14 protein-coding genes and 1 pseudogene are annotated in these 15874 nt (G+C 46.0%); 4 read left to right on the top strand and 11 right to left on the bottom strand.

Annotation, left to right across the window (positions count from 1 at the left end):
• Positions 1-783: 783 nt before the first annotated feature.
• The 9 genes and pseudogenes from EPL05_RS24595 to EPL05_RS05325 form a co-directional block, all read right to left on the bottom strand.
• Positions 784-1077 (bottom strand): annotated as a pseudogene (locus EPL05_RS24595) (tetratricopeptide repeat protein); the annotation flags it as partial.
• Positions 1078-1738: 661 nt separating this feature from the next.
• A complete protein-coding gene (locus EPL05_RS05355; protein ID WP_128532831.1) occupies positions 1739-3028 on the bottom strand; it encodes an MFS transporter in 1290 nt (429 codons plus the stop codon).
• A 127-nt stretch (positions 3029-3155) separates the two neighbouring features.
• On the bottom strand, positions 3156-4535 hold the full coding sequence (locus tag EPL05_RS05350; protein ID WP_128532829.1) for a M20/M25/M40 family metallo-hydrolase: 1380 nt from the start codon (positions 4533-4535) through the stop codon (positions 3156-3158).
• A gap of 65 nt (positions 4536-4600) precedes the next feature.
• Complete coding sequence (locus EPL05_RS05345; protein ID WP_128532827.1) at positions 4601-4912, bottom strand: HigA family addiction module antitoxin; 312 nt, start codon at positions 4910-4912, stop codon at positions 4601-4603.
• A gap of 18 nt (positions 4913-4930) precedes the next feature.
• Positions 4931-5209 (bottom strand): type II toxin-antitoxin system RelE/ParE family toxin, encoded by a 279-nt coding sequence (locus EPL05_RS05340; RefSeq protein WP_128532825.1) that lies wholly within the window; start codon positions 5207-5209, stop codon positions 4931-4933.
• A 49-nt stretch (positions 5210-5258) separates the two neighbouring features.
• Positions 5259-7367: an ATP-dependent DNA helicase RecG gene (gene recG / locus EPL05_RS05335; RefSeq protein ID WP_128532823.1), complete on the bottom strand. Its 2109-nt coding sequence runs from the start codon at positions 7365-7367 to the stop codon at positions 5259-5261.
• Positions 7368-7377: 10 nt separating this feature from the next.
• Positions 7378-7758, bottom strand: a complete 381-nt coding sequence (locus EPL05_RS05330) for a RidA family protein (RefSeq protein ID WP_128532821.1) — start codon at positions 7756-7758, stop codon at positions 7378-7380.
• Positions 7759-7790: 32 nt separating this feature from the next.
• On the bottom strand, positions 7791-7934 hold the full coding sequence (locus EPL05_RS23890; protein ID WP_166727636.1) for a DUF6728 family protein: 144 nt from the start codon (positions 7932-7934) through the stop codon (positions 7791-7793).
• 74 nt (positions 7935-8008) lie between these two features.
• The gene (locus EPL05_RS05325; protein WP_317127882.1) at positions 8009-9487 is read right to left on the bottom strand and encodes an OmpA family protein; all 1479 of its coding nucleotides are present in this window, start codon (positions 9485-9487) and stop codon (positions 8009-8011) included.
• 109 nt (positions 9488-9596) lie between these two features.
• Between EPL05_RS05325 and EPL05_RS05320 the strand changes: the two genes are divergently transcribed.
• Entirely contained in the window at positions 9597-10883 is a 1287-nt protein-coding gene (locus EPL05_RS05320; RefSeq protein WP_128532819.1) for an aminopeptidase P family protein, read from the top strand.
• A gap of 69 nt (positions 10884-10952) precedes the next feature.
• Here the strand turns inward: EPL05_RS05320 and meaB are convergent, their stop codons facing one another.
• Complete coding sequence (gene meaB, locus EPL05_RS05315; protein WP_128532817.1) at positions 10953-11852, bottom strand: methylmalonyl Co-A mutase-associated GTPase MeaB; 900 nt, start codon at positions 11850-11852, stop codon at positions 10953-10955.
• A 96-nt stretch (positions 11853-11948) separates the two neighbouring features.
• On the opposite strand from meaB, the gene EPL05_RS05310 reads away from it, so the two are divergent.
• A complete protein-coding gene (locus EPL05_RS05310; RefSeq protein WP_128532815.1) occupies positions 11949-12824 on the top strand; it encodes a glycosyltransferase family protein in 876 nt (291 codons plus the stop codon).
• A 7-nt stretch (positions 12825-12831) separates the two neighbouring features.
• The gene (locus EPL05_RS05305; RefSeq protein WP_128532813.1) at positions 12832-13887 is read left to right on the top strand and encodes a glycosyltransferase family 4 protein; all 1056 of its coding nucleotides are present in this window, start codon (positions 12832-12834) and stop codon (positions 13885-13887) included.
• Positions 13888-13891: 4 nt separating this feature from the next.
• On the opposite strand, the gene EPL05_RS05300 is transcribed toward EPL05_RS05305, so the two are convergent.
• Positions 13892-14584 (bottom strand): glycosyltransferase family 2 protein, encoded by a 693-nt coding sequence (locus tag EPL05_RS05300; RefSeq protein WP_128532811.1) that lies wholly within the window; start codon positions 14582-14584, stop codon positions 13892-13894.
• A 114-nt stretch (positions 14585-14698) separates the two neighbouring features.
• On the opposite strand from EPL05_RS05300, the gene EPL05_RS05295 reads away from it, so the two are divergent.
• A complete protein-coding gene (locus EPL05_RS05295; protein ID WP_128532809.1) occupies positions 14699-15838 on the top strand; it encodes a glycosyltransferase family 9 protein in 1140 nt (379 codons plus the stop codon).
• The last annotated feature ends 36 nt before the right edge of the window (positions 15839-15874 follow it).

Genomic DNA, 15874 nt, shown 5'->3' with positions numbered 1-15874 from the left:
GTGCGGGTATTTATTGCGCAGGCGATAAAAAAACGCGGGGTGTACCTTGGTAAAAAGCTTTTTAAATTCGCCCCAGTTCTCATCCGTCATAATGTGGGCTTTCATCATATTATCCAGCTCGCGGGCATCGCCTTCGCTGCTGAATTTTAGCTGCAGTTTTTCCACCTCGGTTTTAAACTCCTCTATCAGCAGGTTCTTCTGCATCAGGTTTTCGGTATAGCCATGCAGGGCAAGCGTGGCGTTGTTTAGTTCTTCGTCCAACCGTAATTTTTCTGATGCCAGTAGTTCCTGGTCCTTTTTTGTTTTTAGCCGCTGCCGTTTATAAATGAGTATACTTATCACCATTAAAAGCAATAGTACAATAATAACGGTGTTGCGTTTGTATGCCCCAATTTCCGCGTTTATCTTCAGTTTATTTATCTGGGCCTTGCTTTTATCCAGTTCCCATTGCAAGCGTACGCCTTCAATAGCAGCAAGGTTGTCGCGGTTTTCGAGGCTATCCTTGGCGGCGCTGTATTTTTTGTTGAACAGGTTAGATTGTGTCATATTACCAAGCTTTTCATACAGCGATGCTTTCAGCTTGTAGTACGTTACGCGGTACTTCAGCACATCTTCGCGGCTCTGGTTTAGCAATTCATCTGCTATGGAAAGTTGTTTAGATGCCTGGCTTAGGCTATCGGCCTCCAGGCTTATTTTTACCAGGCGCAGCAGTGCCGTAACGGCATTAACGGTTTGGTTGTACTGTAACGATACCTTATAATCTGTTTGAATGAGCGGCAGCGCTTTTTTATACTCCCCCCGCATAAAATATATCGAGCCAATGTTGCCGGTTGTAATACCTACCCAGGCACTGTCGCGAATGGTTTTGGCCATATTTAAGGCCTCATCAAAGTACCGCATGGCGGTTTTAAACTGCTGGGTACTACGGTAAGTTAAGCCAATAGTGTTTAAGGTATTTATGCGCGCCCGTGTTGCCGGCTGCTGATATTTTAAGGTCTGTTTCAGGTTTTCGCGGGCGTTATCATAATCGCCCATGGCGTAGTAAAAATCGGCGAGCTCAGAAAAATAGGAGCCCATATCCGGCACTTTATCAAAACCAATTTCGCGGAATTTTTCCTGCGAGAACAAAAAGTACCGGCAGGCGGAAATGTTTTGTTTGTAGATGAGTAGGTATACCGCCTTGCGGTGCATGTATATGGCGGTTTCGAGCGGCAACGCGTGCTCATCGGCAAACGATATTGCTTTGTCGTAATACAAGTTGCTTAATGGGTTGTACCTGCGGTTTACCGAATAGTAATCGGCTCGCATATCAAACACGGCGCACTCCAGTGGCAGGTCGGCCTTTTCTTTTGCTATGACGGTAAGGTCGTCCAGGCTTTTCATGGCGTCCCGCTCGGCCATATTACGGCAATTGTTTTTGTACATCAGGCGCGCGCCCTCAACCCGTTTATCTTCGGACAAGTTTTTGATGGAGACGAACAGGCCGAACTTGTAGGCGTCAGGTTTATTTTGAACGGAGGCTTTGAACCCGGATAAAACAGGCGCGACAAAAAATAACGCCAATATCAGCAGAACGCTTTGTGATCTATTTAAACATTTCGGGGTCAATGTGCAGTTCAGTTGAGCTACTAAATATAAGCATTTTACACCTGCCCCTAAGTTAAATTTAAATCAATTTTTAATTAACAGGCCATTTTAGTAATTGCTTAAACCGTTAATTAAGTATTGGTTTAAGCAATTAGTTTTCGGCAACCGCTTCGGGGGTTTGGATCTGGTTTAACGAGAGCGGTATGAGGCTTTTGGTTTTGAGGTAGGTGATGGTTACGATAGCCAAAGTCATGCTGCCGCCAAATAATACCGCGGGGATTGTGCCCAGCAACCGCGCTGCCGTACCCGATTCAAAGGCACCTATTTCGTTAGATGAGCCGATGAACATGGCGTTTACCGCCGATACCCGGCCACGCATATGATCGGGTGTTAGCAGCTGCATAATGGTGCCACGGATAATTACGCTAACACTGTCAAAAGCGCCTTCGGTAAATAAAAAGATAAGCGATAAGTAGAAACTTCGCGATAAGCCAAAGCAAATGATGGAGAAGCCAAAGCCGGTAACCGCTATAAGCAAATTGCGCCAGGGCTTGCCCATAGGCGAAAACCGGGCCATAGCCAACATGGTTAATACTGCGCCAAGCGATGTGGTGGCGCGCATAATACCCAGGCCCTCGGCACCAACCTTTAATATCTCGTTGGCAAAAACCGGAAGAAGTGCTACTGCTCCGCCAAAAAACACCGAGAAAAGATCGAGGCTCATGGCACCTATCATCATTTTACTGTTGAATACAAATTTTATCCCCTCCGAAAGGCTTTTCCAGATATTCTCCTTCGGTACAAAAATAGGCGGGTATGATCTTAAGAGGTAAATAAGCACCAGCGATATGGCCAGGAAAACAAGGATAACCGCGAAGGTGATCGAAATACCCAGAAACCCATAAATAAGCCCGCCTGCCGCGGGGCCTAAAATTGATGCAATTTGCCAGGTGCTGCTGCTCCAGGTGGCGGCGTTGGTGTAAATTTCTTTTGGTACACTTTGGGTGTAAATAACAAACGTAGCGGGGCCGTAAAATGCACGTGCAACGCCGTTAAAAAATATCATTACATAAATGGTGGGCACCACCCAGCTCTGGTGGATGTAATTACCGGCACCCTTCAGGGTTATTAAAAACATCACCAATGAGGAGATGAAAACCCCGATAAATATCAGCAGCAGCATTTTGCGTTTTTCAGATTTATCGGCAATGTAGCCACCGTACAGGGCAATGCCAACCGCAGGGATGGCCTCGCAAAGCCCAACAAGCCCGAGGGCGAAAGGATCCTTAGTGAGGTGATAAATATAAAAGCCGATGATAACGGCCTGCATCTGGTAAGCAAATGTGAAGCAAAAACGCATACCGATATAAGATCTGAAATCCTTATATCGTAATGCGGCAAACGTTTCTATCCGGGGGCTTGTACTATCTTCTTCGGGCATTGATGAGGTATTTGTGTTGAGGCCTGCAATTTACAAACCTGTGTTTTTATTATGGCAATGGTAAGGGTTTTGTGGCTTTATTATAACAAAAAAGAGGCGCTTTATGTGGCGCCTCTTTTTATTTGTTTTATAAGCCGTGCTGGTCTATCAAATAAACCAAGGCTGCTATAGCGCCTGCACCCAGTTCCAGCTCGCGTTTGTTTACGTTCTCAAAAACATCGTTTGGCGTGTGATGGATATCAAAATACCGTTGCGAATCTGGGCGGAAACCTATCAACACGATAGATGGTATGGTTTCTTTAAGCGGACCGATATCTGTACCGCCGCCACCTGCTACCAGCCTGTCGGCCTCGTAGGGTTCAAACAGCGCGCTGTATTTATCGTTAATGGCTTTTAATTGTGCCGCAGGTATGCCTTGGAAACTGAAACCGCGCGGGGTGAAACCACCTTCGTCTGTTTCTATTGCTGCGATGTGCTCCTCTTTGTTTTGAGCGGCAACTTCTGCGTATTTAAGGCCGCCTTTGTGCCCGTTCTCCTCGTTCATAAAGAATACCGCGCGCACCGAATTTTTTGGTTTGTAGCCGGTTTTTTTGAAGATGCGCAGCACCTCTACCGATTGCATTACGCCGGTACCATCGTCATGCGCGCCCTCGGCCAGGTCCCACGAATCGAGGTGCCCGCCTACGCTAATGAATTTGTTAGGGTGTTCGCTGCCGGTGACCTCGCCGATGACGTTGTATGATTTTACATCGGGGAGGGTTTGGCAACTTTGTTTAAAGTAGAATTTAATAAGGGGCAGCTTGCGCAGTTTTAACATGTTGCTAAGCTTATTTGCCGCAAGGGTAGAGATAGCCGCCGCGGGGATCTTTCGGCCGCCTTCTGCATACACGGTACCGCCGGTGTGTGGGTAATCGTCAAGCGCAGGGGTAATGGAGCGTACAATCGCGCCAGCCGCACCATATTTGGCAGCAGCCGATGGGCCTGCAAAGCGTTGGATCCCCGCCGCACCATAACCCTGTCCGGTTTCGATAAACCGGGGATCGAATGGGCCGTTAAAGAAAACGATCTTGCCTTTTATTACGCTTTCGCCAAGCGCGTCCAGCTCTTTAAGACTTTTAACCTCAACAATGTTGGCGGTGATACCGGCCGCAGGCGTACCAACCGACATGCCCAGCGCAGCGATAGGAACCTTAATGCGGGTTTTACCATCAATAATAAAGCCCTCCTCCTTAGCACCGCGAACCCAGTGCGGGACCATTACTTCCTGCAGGTAAACCTTATCGAAGCCATAGGTATCCATGAGTTTTTTACTCCACGCTACAGATTTTTCTGCACCAACCGATCCGCTTAAACGCGAGCCTATTTTTTTGCACAGGTAACGCAGGTTTTCGTAGCATTCGCCGTTTACAAGAGCTTCATCATACAGCTTGCGGATCATTAATGAATCTTGCGCTTTAAGCGTGGTAACGGCAAAAAATAAAGAGAGGAGGAGTAAGAATTTCTTCATCGTGAATGGGTGTTTAAGTAAAAATAATCTAAATGTAATAGTTAAGATGTTAAACACGTTAAAATTTATGCAACCTTTGGTTGCCAAAAAATTTTAACGTGTTTAACATCTACTGTTTTACGCGCCAGGGCTAAATCGTAATTTTCCTGGGTATGTAACCAAAATTCGGGCGTAGTATTAAAGGCAGTACTCAGGCGAAGTGCCATTTCGGTACTAACACTTTGTTTGCCATTAATAATTGCCGATAATGTTTTACGTGTTGTGCCTAATCCGATAGCAACTTGTTCCACGGTTAACTTTTTACCGGTTTCTTCCTGTAGTCCTTGTATAGTTTCCCGTATTAATTCGCCTGGGTGGGCGGGGTCGAACATATGCATTTTAAATCTCCTTCCTAATTAATGATAATCTAAATAATCCACTTCGTAAACATTTTCGCTTATAAGCTGAAAAATGATGCGGTAGTTTTTATCAACTTTAACAGCCCAAAAGGTTTTTAACTCGCCGGTTAATTGATGCAGTGCGTAGCCGGGGACGTTTAGGTCGTTAATAACTTTTGCTGCATGTAAGCGGGTTAAAATTAATCGTATTTTGCTTAAGTTTTGAGGTTGAAGTTTGGAGGCATCTCCTTTTTCGAAATATTGTCTCAACCCCTTATGGCGTATACTTACGATCATATACAAATGTAACATGAAACGTTTCGCGTTGCAAATTTATTTTTATTTTTCACGAGATCTTATCCCAGCTTAAACCTGCATTTTTTGCCTGGAAGGGTTGGTTTAGCAACAGGTTCTCGGGCAGGGCGAGTTGGGGGTCTTTCGTTAAAATATCTTCTACGCATTTGCGTGCTGTTATTAGTAGCTCCTGGTCGGTAGCGAGGTTGGCCACTTTCAGGTCGAGCACACCGCTTTGCTGGGTGCCTTCAATGTTGCCGGGGCCGCGCAACTGCATATCTATCTCGGCTATCTCGAAACCGTTGTTGGTTTTTACCATGGTGTTAATGCGTATACGGCCATCGTTGCTGAGTTTGGGGCACGTCATCAGGATGCAGTACGATTGCTCAGCACCGCGGCCCACCCGCCCGCGCAACTGGTGCAATTGCGACAGCCCGAAGCGTTCGGCGTTCTCTATGATCATCACCGATGCGTTGGGTACGTTTACCCCAACCTCTATTACGGTAGTGGCCACCATTATCTGCGTTTCGCCTTTAATGAAACGCTGCATCTCAAAATCTTTATCGGCTGCGGCCATTTTACCGTGCACCACACTGATGCGAAACTGCGGCAGCGGGAACTCACGGCTCATGATCTCCGTACCATCCATCAGGTTCTTCAGGTCCAGCTTTTCGCTCTCCTGTATCAGCGGGTAAACTACGTATATCTGCCGACCCTTGGTTATCTCCTGTTTCATTAATCCAAACATGCGCAGGCGCTGGGCCTCGTAAAAATGTTTGGTTTCTATAGGCTTGCGCCCGGCGGGCAGTTCGTTAATTACCGATACATCGAGGTCGCCGTACAAGGTCATGGCCAGTGTACGGGGAATGGGGGTGGCCGTCATCACTAAAATATGCGGAGGAACAATATTCTTGCGCCAAAGCTTGGCGCGTTGTTCCACTCCAAAGCGGTGCTGCTCATCTATCACCACCAAGCCCAGGTTTTGGTATCGTACTTTATCTTCTATAAGGGCGTGCGTGCCTATGAGTATTTTAAGGCTGCCATCCTCCAGCTTTTCGTGGATAACCCTGCGTTTTTTTTGCGGCACCGATCCGGTTAGCAAGGCCACTTCTACAAAATCGTCGCCAACCAAACTTTTAATGGTTTGAAAATGCTGATTGGCCAATATCTCCGTAGGTGCCATAATACAGGTTTGGAAACCATTATCTATAGCGATGAGCATACTCATTAGCGCCACTACCGTTTTACCGCTACCTACATCGCCTTGTAGCAGGCGGTTCATCTGCACGCCGCGCTGGGTATCTATGCGGATTTCTTTTAAAACCCGTTTTTGCGAATTGGTAAGCTCGAAAGGTAGCTTATGGTGGTAAAATTCGTTGAAGTAATGGCCCACTGTTCCAAAAATATTGCCCTTGAATTTGGACGCACGGGTGAGTTTGTTTTTGAGCAGTTTCAGTTGCAGAAAAAACAACTCCTCGAATTTTAAGCGTTGGATGGCCTCGTTAAGCTGCGCGGCATTATCCGGGAAGTGAATATTGCGGTAGCTATCGGCACGGGGTGCCAGCTTAAAACGGTTTAACAAATAGGCGGGGATGTTCTCGTGAATATCTTTAGCGTGCTGATCCAGCAACCCTGCTATAAGTTTTTGCAGCCCTTTGCTATCCAGGGTAAACTGCTTTAGTTTTTCGGTAGAATTGTAAGCGGGTTGCAGGGTAAGGGTACCACGTTGCTGGGCCGCGCCGGAGTTGTAAAGCTCCATCTCCGGGTGCGCCATCTGGGCTTTGCCATTAAAAAAGCCGGGCTTGCCAAACAGTACGTAAGCCTTACCGGGTATAAGAGTTTTCTCTACCCATTTAATACTCTGGAACCACACCAGTTCTATAATACCTGTGTCGTCCTTTGCTTGGGCTACGAGGCGTTTGGTGTGTTTTTCGCCGATGATCTCTTTGGAGATCAATCGCGCCAGCACCTGCACATAAGGCATATCGGGCTGTACATCCTTTATCTTATAAAACCGGGTACGATCTATATACTTATACGGGAAGTGTTTGAGCAGGTCCTCAAACGTAAAAATTCGCAGCTCTTTCTTTAGCACTTCTGCACGGGCAAGGCCTACACCTTTTAAATACTCAATGGGTGTTTGAAACTGCTGACTGTTCAATTTTTAAAATTCAGGGCTTTAACGCAATTACCGAGATCTCTACATTAACACCTTTTGGCAGGCCGGCAACCTGTACGGTTTCGCGGGCGGGGAAATCGGCAGTAAAATACTTGCCGTATACCTCGTTCACCTGCTCAAAGGTTTGCATATCGGTTAAAAAGATGGTGGTTTTAATAATGCTGTCAAAGCTAACGCCGGCTTCATCTAATATGCCTTTTAAATTCTCCATTACCAGTGTTGCCTCATCGGTAATGCCGGTGGTTACAATTTTGCCGGTGGCGGGGTTCATCGGAATCTGGCCGGATACAAAAAGTAAGCCGCCTGCGGCTACTGCCTGGCTGTATGGACCAATAGGGGCCGGGGCGTTAGTGGTATTGATAATGGTTTTCATGTAAGTTTGGTTAGGGCAACAGGTTAGCGCGGTTACTTCTTCAGAATAAACCAGTAGATAAGCTTATAGATAATGCCAAGCAAAAACATGCTGATTGCAATGGCATTGATGATATGCATTACCTTAAGATTAAAACTGGTTGGCCGGTTAGGGTCTTTTTTGCGGAAGAAATACATACGGCAAATTTAACAAAAAAAAGAAAGCCCCGGGTTATCCGGGGCTTTCGCAATAATATTATTCTAAAGGAATATTATTTCTTAGCGAATGCTACACGACGGTTAAGTACGCGGCCTTCTTCAGTAGAGTTATCAGCAATTGGGTTTGTTTCGCCAAAAGCTTTAACTTTTACTTTAGATGCAGTAACACCAGAGTTAACTAAGTAAGTTTTTACAGAGTTAGCACGGTCACGTGATAATGACATGTTGTGAGCAGCAGTACCTTCAGATGAAGCGTAACCGTTTACCTGTACAGTTGCACCAGATGAACGTAAGTCAGCTGAAGTAGCATCTAATGTAGGGTAAGATGATGTACGTAATACTGAGCTATCAAATTCAAACTGGATGTTTGAATAAGCAGTACCAGTTTTAGACGAATCTGACATTGCAGCAGTAGCTGGGAATACGATAACGCAACCAGAACCATCAACTACGCTACCGGCAGGTGTGTTAGGGCATTTGTCGAATTGATCAGCAACACCGTCACCATCAGAATCTTTCTTAAGATCGGTAACAGCGTTTTCAACGTTAGTTACACGAGTTTTAAGAGCTTCAACTTCCTGGCGTAAAGCAGCATCGTACAATTCGTCGTACATCATAGCTACAGGGTTAACCCAGTCTAAGTTTGGTTTGCCTTTGCCACCTAAAGTGAACTCTAAACCAGCGTAACCGTAAGAGAATTTATCTCTTGTGTCGCGCTGAGTAGCAGTACCATCAAAGTTGTAACCATCAATAAAGTTCATGGTGTAACCTAAGTTAAGGGCAACCGCGTCAGTAAGTTTGAATTTAACGCCTGCACCAATAGGGATGATCAACTCTTTAACAGTTCTTTTGCTTGTTCCGCTACCTGGTTGGCCCGGAGTAGTTGGGTTACCGTTAGCATCGTTTAAGTAAAAATTGAAAGCATCTGTACCACCGTTGTACTGAGCAACTGTTTCAGCGTAGCTTGGTTTGTAAAATGCTAAACCTGCACCACCTGTGATGAAGAAGTTAACAGAGTTTTTACGACGGATAAAGTCGATAGTAGCAACGTTAACAACACCACTTAAAGTAGCAGAGTAGAATTTAGTAGCGAAGGCTGTTCTTGAACCGATTTGCTGTGGGTTACCATTGTCATCATTTCTGCCTTTAACTTGTCCACCGTGTAAGTCTAACTGTAAGCCGAATGAATGGGCTAACTGAGAACGCAAAGAAATACCGTAACCGATACCTAATTGTGCTTTTTCCCAATCGTTAACACCGCCAATTGCAACAAATGGTGATGTTAAACCACCGTTGATACCGATGCTAAAGGTTTTGTACTGTCCCCTACCACCAAATACCTTGGCGGTGGTTGTGCCAGATGACATTGTTGTGTCTGTTGACATTGTTGTAGTGGTAACGGTTTTAGTGGTGTCTTGCGCACTAACCATCCCAGCAGTCAACAAAGCAGCGAACGACAAGGTAGCTGTTTTCTTTAATGTAGAATAATTCATAGTTTTAAGATTAAACGATTTATTTGTGATTTTTTTCAAAATTAGTAATTATGTTTGAAACGATTACCAAACTTTGTTCCAAAATTTACAAATACTACTACAAATAATAAAAACAAATTGTTTTTATTAAAATACATATTCCTGAATTATGAAATATCTACCTGTAAATGAGCAGCTATTTACAATTAATAGAAAAAATTTCGTTTCCCGACTTAAACCCAGTTCTATAGCTATTTTCCACCCAAATGATGAGTTTTTGCGTAGCGGCGATCAAAATTTTATATTTAAGCAAAATCCTGATTTTTTTTACCTCTCCGGTATCGATCAGGAACAGAGTATTTTGGTTTTATTTCCCGATTGTCCTAATCCGCTATACAAAGAAGTACTGTTTTTAAGACAAACCAGCGAGCATATAGCTATTTGGGAGGGTCATAAGTACACCAAGGACGAAGCAAGGGCTGCATCAGGTATCCAAACCATCTTTTGGCTGCAGGACTATGACAGTATTTTGCATGGTATTATTAACTATGCTGATAATGTTTATATTAACACCAACGAGAACGACCGCTACAGCCACACCGTGCCTTACCGCGATATGCGCATGTACGAGGCGCTGCGGTTAAAGTATCCTTTGCATAATTACGAGAGATCGGCGCTGATACTACGCGACTTACGTGTAATAAAATCTGATACCGAGATAGCGCTTACCAAAACCGCTTGCGGGCTTACGCGTGATGCATTTGTACGTGTACTGAAATTTGTACAGCCGGGTGTAGCAGAGTACGAAATTGAGGCCGAGATCATCCACGAGTTCATTAAACAGCGCGGAACGGGCCATGCTTACAGCCCTATCATCGCATCGGGCAACAACGCCAATGTGCTGCACTACATAGATAATAACCAGATTTGTAAAGACGGCGATGTGATATTGCTGGATTTTGGAGCCGAGTACGCCAACTATAACGCGGATATGACCCGCTCTATACCGGTGAGCGGCCGCTTTACCCCGCGCCAGCGCGATGTGTATAATGCCGTACTGCGTGTAATGAAGGCCGCTACCAGCATGATAGTGGCAGGCACCATTTGGAACGAGTACCACGAAGAGGTTGGTAAAATAATGGAGAGCGAACTGATAGGGCTTGGCTTGCTGGATAAGCACGACGTAGCCAAACAGGACCCTAAAGCGCCATTGTATAAACAATATTTTATGCACGGCACCTCGCACCACCTTGGTTTAGATGTACACGATTACGCCAGCCGCTACAAACCCTTCGAGGTTGGTAACATCCTTACCTGCGAGCCGGGCATTTATATCCCTGCCGAAGGTTTGGGTATCCGGTTAGAGAATAACATCCTTATCACCCAAGATGGAAACATAGACCTTATGGCCGATATACCGGTAGAAGCAGCACATATTGAGGAGATAATGAATTAGGCCGCCCCCAACCCCCTGAAGGGGGAGCTTTTGAAAAGCATAAGGCGAAAAGGTGGGTACTTTCCCCCTTTAGGGGGTTAGGGGGCCTAAGTTTGCAATAAAACGATACAGATTAAAATCTTCCTTTTTCAACGCTTCAGCAATATCTTGCTGGAGCTTTTTTTTGTTGATGCCGGCCATGCGGTTTTGCTGGATGAGGTTGTAGGCTTTTTGGGTGAGCAGCAGTTCGCGGCGGCTATTGGGTATTTTGGTTGGGGCTAATATCATCCCGGCTATTTCGTCTATCCCTTCGTTTTTGGTGGCAACGGCGCGTAACACCGGGATCTGCGCCCCTTCTTTTTGGTGGATGATCTTTTTTAAGTTATTGATAAATGAGTCGGCACCCTCCCTGTCGGCTTTGTTGATGATAAAGGCATCGGCAATTTCCATCAGGCCCGATTTGATGTTCTGGATCTCGTCGCCTGCCTCGGGCACCAACACCACAAATGTTTGGTCGGCCAGGCCCGCAATTTCCACTTCCGATTGGCCCACGCCCACGGTTTCGATGATGATATGATCAAAACCCGATGCACGCAGCACATCGGCCATCTCGATAGTTTTGGCAGACAAGCCACCCAGCGAACCACGGGTGGCCAGCGAGCGGATAAACACATCCGGGTGGTTGAAATGTGTGGCCATGCGGATCCTGTCGCCCAGTAGCGAGCCAAAATTAAAGGGCGATGTAGGGTCGATAGCTAAAATGGCCACTTTTTTACCTTTATCCAATAAGGCGCTGATGATGGCATTTACCAGTGTGCTTTTGCCGGCACCCGGCGGCCCGGTAATGCCGGTTACTGGTGTAATATTGTAGGGTAGCGATCTTAAAAGTTCCTCGGCGCCCGGCAGGTTGTTTTCTACAACGGTTAGTTTGCGCGCAACCTTTCGGAAATCGATACTGCCCGGGATGCTATGTAGAGTTTGATTTGCCATTTACGCGTTGTTTGTAATTAACAAAATTAGATTTAATTAAACAAGCAGGTATAAAATGTGTAGATAAGTATATTTGCCCAAAACACACCCTGCCGAATGAAAGTAGCCGGTTTTACATTTATCCGCAACGCTGTAAAGAACGATTACCCCATAGTTGAGGCCATTACCTCTGTTTTGCCGCTGTGCGATGAATTTATTGTGGCTTTGGGCGATAGCGATGATGGCACCGGGGAACTGATAGCGGGCATAGGCTCGCCAAAAATAAAGATTGTTAATACGGTATGGGATAACAGCCTGCGCGATGGGGGGCGGGTATTTGCCCTGGAGACAGATAAGGCCTTTGCTGCCATTTCGCCGGATGCCGACTGGGCCTTTTATATACAGGGTGATGAATGCGTGCATGAAAAATACCTCCCGGAAATAAAGAGGGAGATGGAGGCTAACCTCAGTGATGAAAAAATAGAAGGCTTGCTTTTTAAATACCTGCATTTTTACGGCTCTTACGCTTTTTACGCGCAATCGCGCAGGTACTACCGCCGGGAGGTCCGCATTGTGCGCAACAATAAAGGCATCCAATCATACCGCGACGCGCAGGGTTTCAGATGCGGAGACAGGAAACTGAATGTGAAATTGATAGATGCCTATATATACCATTACGGATGGGTGAAATCATCAAAAGGCCTGCTGCGGAAGGGACAAAACTTTACACAGTTTTATAACGCGGAATACGTGCCCAACGAACAAGCGATAGAAGAAAACGAATTTGATTACGGAAACGCCGACAGATTGCTGACCTTTAAAGAGTCCCACCCCGCTGTGCTGTTGCCTCGAATACAACGGGCAAACTGGAAACTGGACATCGATGTGAAAAAAATGTCGCGGATGGATTTCCGGCGGAAGGCGCTGCAATGGATAGAGGACGTTTTTGGCTGGCGGGTTGGCGAGTATAAAAATTATAAGGTAGTTAAATAGCAGCAATATGCAGAAGCCGGCAGTTTTGGTCACGTTTGATTCTATGAAGTATCCCAACTCGGGGTTTTTCTATTTTGGTAAAAGTTTGGGCAATTGTATACTGGATGAAAATGATCGGTTCGATCTTACGTATTACCTGCACCGCCGTGCTATTTACCAGTTCGAAGACCGGATGAAGATTCAATACATATCCAAACTGCACAAGGTATTCTTTCCCTCAAGGGGACAGTATGACCTGGTGCATTTTACCGATCAGTACTGCAGGCTGCGACCGCAGCGGGTTAAAGGCAAAAAAATATTAACTGTGCACGATATTAACTTTATGCACGAACAACTGCCACCCCGGAAAGTAAAAAAGAAACTGGACCGGTTAACACGACATATTGATACCTGCGATAAGGTGGTGGCCATATCCAACTTTGTTGCGCAGGATATTTTAAAGCACTTTCCATCTGCACAGGGGAAGATCCAGGTTATTTATAACGGGGCTGATAAACTAATCGTTGACGAAGATCATCAGCCGGCTTACCAGCCTTCAAGGCCATTTATATTTGCCATTGGGCATGTAGCGCTTAAAAAGAATTTTGCCGTATTACCCGCCTTGCTGCATGGTAACGATTATGAATTGATCATCGCCGGCATTGAAACACCGTACAAGGATGAGATAGTGGCCGAAGCCCGAAAATGGCATTGCGAAGACCGGGTGAATATTACCGGGCCCGTTAGCGATGCCGATAAAGCCTGGTATTATAAAAACTGCCTGGCATTTGCTTTTCCATCTATAGCCGAAGGGTTTGGTTTGCCGGTGATTGAGGCCATGTATTTTGGCAAGCCGGTATTTTTGTCGACCCACACTTCGCTGCCCGAGGTTGGCGGCGACGCGGCCTTTTACTTTGACAGCTTTGAAAGCGGGGCCATGCAAAGCGTTTTTGCGGCAGGGATGGAGAAATATAATGCTACAAAAGATATCCAAGCCGGTATCATGGCCCATGCCGAAACCTTTAACTGGCATAACACCGCCCGCCAATACCTCGCGCTTTACAACGAATGTCTGGGTTTATAACGCGCTAATTTCTCAGCTTTTCTTTCAGCAGCCTGAACCTGTAACGGAGCCATATTTTTATGCCGAAATTTTTAAGAATGAGGTTCCCTCTTTCCTTTTCAAATACCTCATCAACCGCGTGGGAGGATAAACCTTCGTGGCTGTAATTGGCTATGATATGGTCTTTGTATTCGAAGGTGAAGCCTTTGCCAAAACATTGCATGTTAAAGGCCCAGTCGGCAAAAACGCGGTAGCGGGTGTCGTATTGGACGTCCCTAAAAACAGCTGCGGGGTAAATGATGGATTGATGGTAAATGCCAACCTTCGCCATATAATAGGCGCTTACCTTACCGGCACGTTTTACCCCTTTGTGGATCACGTTGGCGTAATAGATGTTGTTGTCTTTCAGTTCTTCGGCAAAAGCAGAGAACTCCGGCAGCAGTTCATCATCGGCACCTAAAAAATAAACCCAGTCGCCGGTGATATGTTTAAGAGCCTTGTTCATGGCATCGTAAATGCCTTTATCGGGTTCGCTTTGCCAAAAAGCGATGCGCGCGGTGTTTGCCTTTAGAGTTTCCGGTGTGGCATCCGTGCTGTTGCCATCGATGACCACCAGCTCGGTGTTGGGATAAGTTTGCGCTAATACGCTATCCAGGCAGGCCTGCAGGGTTGCAGCGGCGTTGTATGTAACAATAATTATGCTTAGTTTACCACTCAATTAGCTGTACACGGCTTTATTTATATCCTGTTATATTTGCCTGCTCCTTCTTTGCGCAAAGTAAATATTTAAGCCGGAAAAGCAGGCATGGTGTAAAAAAATCAACGTTTATTAATGGCCCAAAACCGGAACTTATTCAGGCTTACCCGCTTTATTTTATTAAAGCTGCCCTACCTGTTCAGGTTTTTGGCGCTGTTCCGGGGAGCGCCTGCTAAACGCCTGCTCATCATTAAGGCAGATGCTATTGGCGATTATATCCTGTTCCACAATTTTATTGAAGAGGTAAAGCATTCGGCCCGGTACCGGGATCATGAAATAGAATTGCTCGGTAATAAAGCCTGGGAAAGCCTGGCCATGGCTTATGATAGGGAGTACTTAACTAACAACTACTTCATCAGCACCAGCAGAATAGCTTACCGGCCTATGGCGGTACTTAAACTGGGCTGGACTTTGTTTAAACGGAATTATGCCGTAGTACTCAATCCATCCAGCACCCGCACTTTTATCCCTGATGGGCTGGCGGGATTAACCGCCGCCAAACAGATCATCGGTTTCGAGGGTGATTTTGAGGGGATGCCGAAAAAGTACAAAGTAAAAACAGATAAATTCTACACCACTAAACTGCTATTGCCGACCGGCATTTACCACGAATTCCACCGCAATAACTTTTATTTTACAACGGTGCTTGGGCAATCCACGGCGCTTGCAAAACCGGTTATTATTATGGAAAGTAAGCCACGCGCGGGCATCATCATTTCCCCGGGGGCGGGAGAAAAAAAGCGCGGCTGGGAGATAGAAAAGTTTGCAGAACTGATCAAACGCATTCGTGAGCAAAGCACAGAGACCATTTACATTGCCGGCGGTCCGGATGAAGCAGTTGTGAGCCAGCTCATTTGCCACATGGCCGCAGCAGAGAATGTGATTGATCTCACCGGTAAAACTACACTACCGCAATTAGTGGAACGGGTTGCCGCCTCGTCGCTCATCATCGGTAACGATAGCAGCGCCATCCATATAGCTGTCGCTACAAATACGCCCTCGGTTTGCATCACCGGCGGTGGGCATTTCGATAGGTTTGTGCCTTACCCGGCCGATATTACGGGCGGCCCCGCCTGCGTTTACCAAAAAATGGACTGCTACTACTGCAACTGGATCTGTATATACCAAACCCAACCCCAAGAGCGTTTCCCTTGCATCAGTATCGTTACGGTTGATATGGCCTGGCAGGTTGTGCGGCCCCTGTTGCGTCCATAAATGCATTATTCGGTTAATTAGCTAATTAAGCTAACT

This window comes from Mucilaginibacter gilvus (genome assembly GCF_004054195.1).
GTDB lineage: Bacteria > Bacteroidota > Bacteroidia > Sphingobacteriales > Sphingobacteriaceae > Mucilaginibacter > Mucilaginibacter gilvus.
Note: the sequence above shows the minus strand (reverse complement) of the source record. Positions and strands in the feature narration are given on the sequence as shown.

Bases quoted from the DNA above. Each gene is read 5' to 3' on its own strand.
- EPL05_RS05355 (WP_128532831.1), bottom strand. From the start codon at position 3,028: ATGCCCGAAGAAGATAGTACAAGCCCCCGGATAGAAACGTTTGCCGCA.
- EPL05_RS05350 (WP_128532829.1), bottom strand. From the start codon at position 4,535: ATGAAGAAATTCTTACTCCTCCTCTCTTTATTTTTTGCCGTTACCACG.
- EPL05_RS05345 (WP_128532827.1), bottom strand. From the start codon at position 4,912: ATGCATATGTTCGACCCCGCCCACCCAGGCGAATTAATACGGGAAACT.
- EPL05_RS05340 (WP_128532825.1), bottom strand. From the start codon at position 5,209: ATGATCGTAAGTATACGCCATAAGGGGTTGAGACAATATTTCGAAAAA.
- EPL05_RS05330 (WP_128532821.1), bottom strand. From the start codon at position 7,758: ATGAAAACCATTATCAATACCACTAACGCCCCGGCCCCTATTGGTCCA.
- EPL05_RS23890 (WP_166727636.1), bottom strand. From the start codon at position 7,934: ATGTATTTCTTCCGCAAAAAAGACCCTAACCGGCCAACCAGTTTTAAT.
- EPL05_RS05320 (WP_128532819.1), top strand. From the start codon at position 9,597: ATGAAATATCTACCTGTAAATGAGCAGCTATTTACAATTAATAGAAAA.
- meaB (WP_128532817.1), bottom strand. From the start codon at position 11,852: ATGGCAAATCAAACTCTACATAGCATCCCGGGCAGTATCGATTTCCGA.
- EPL05_RS05310 (WP_128532815.1), top strand. From the start codon at position 11,949: ATGAAAGTAGCCGGTTTTACATTTATCCGCAACGCTGTAAAGAACGAT.
- EPL05_RS05305 (WP_128532813.1), top strand. From the start codon at position 12,832: ATGCAGAAGCCGGCAGTTTTGGTCACGTTTGATTCTATGAAGTATCCC.
- EPL05_RS05295 (WP_128532809.1), top strand. From the start codon at position 14,699: ATGGCCCAAAACCGGAACTTATTCAGGCTTACCCGCTTTATTTTATTA.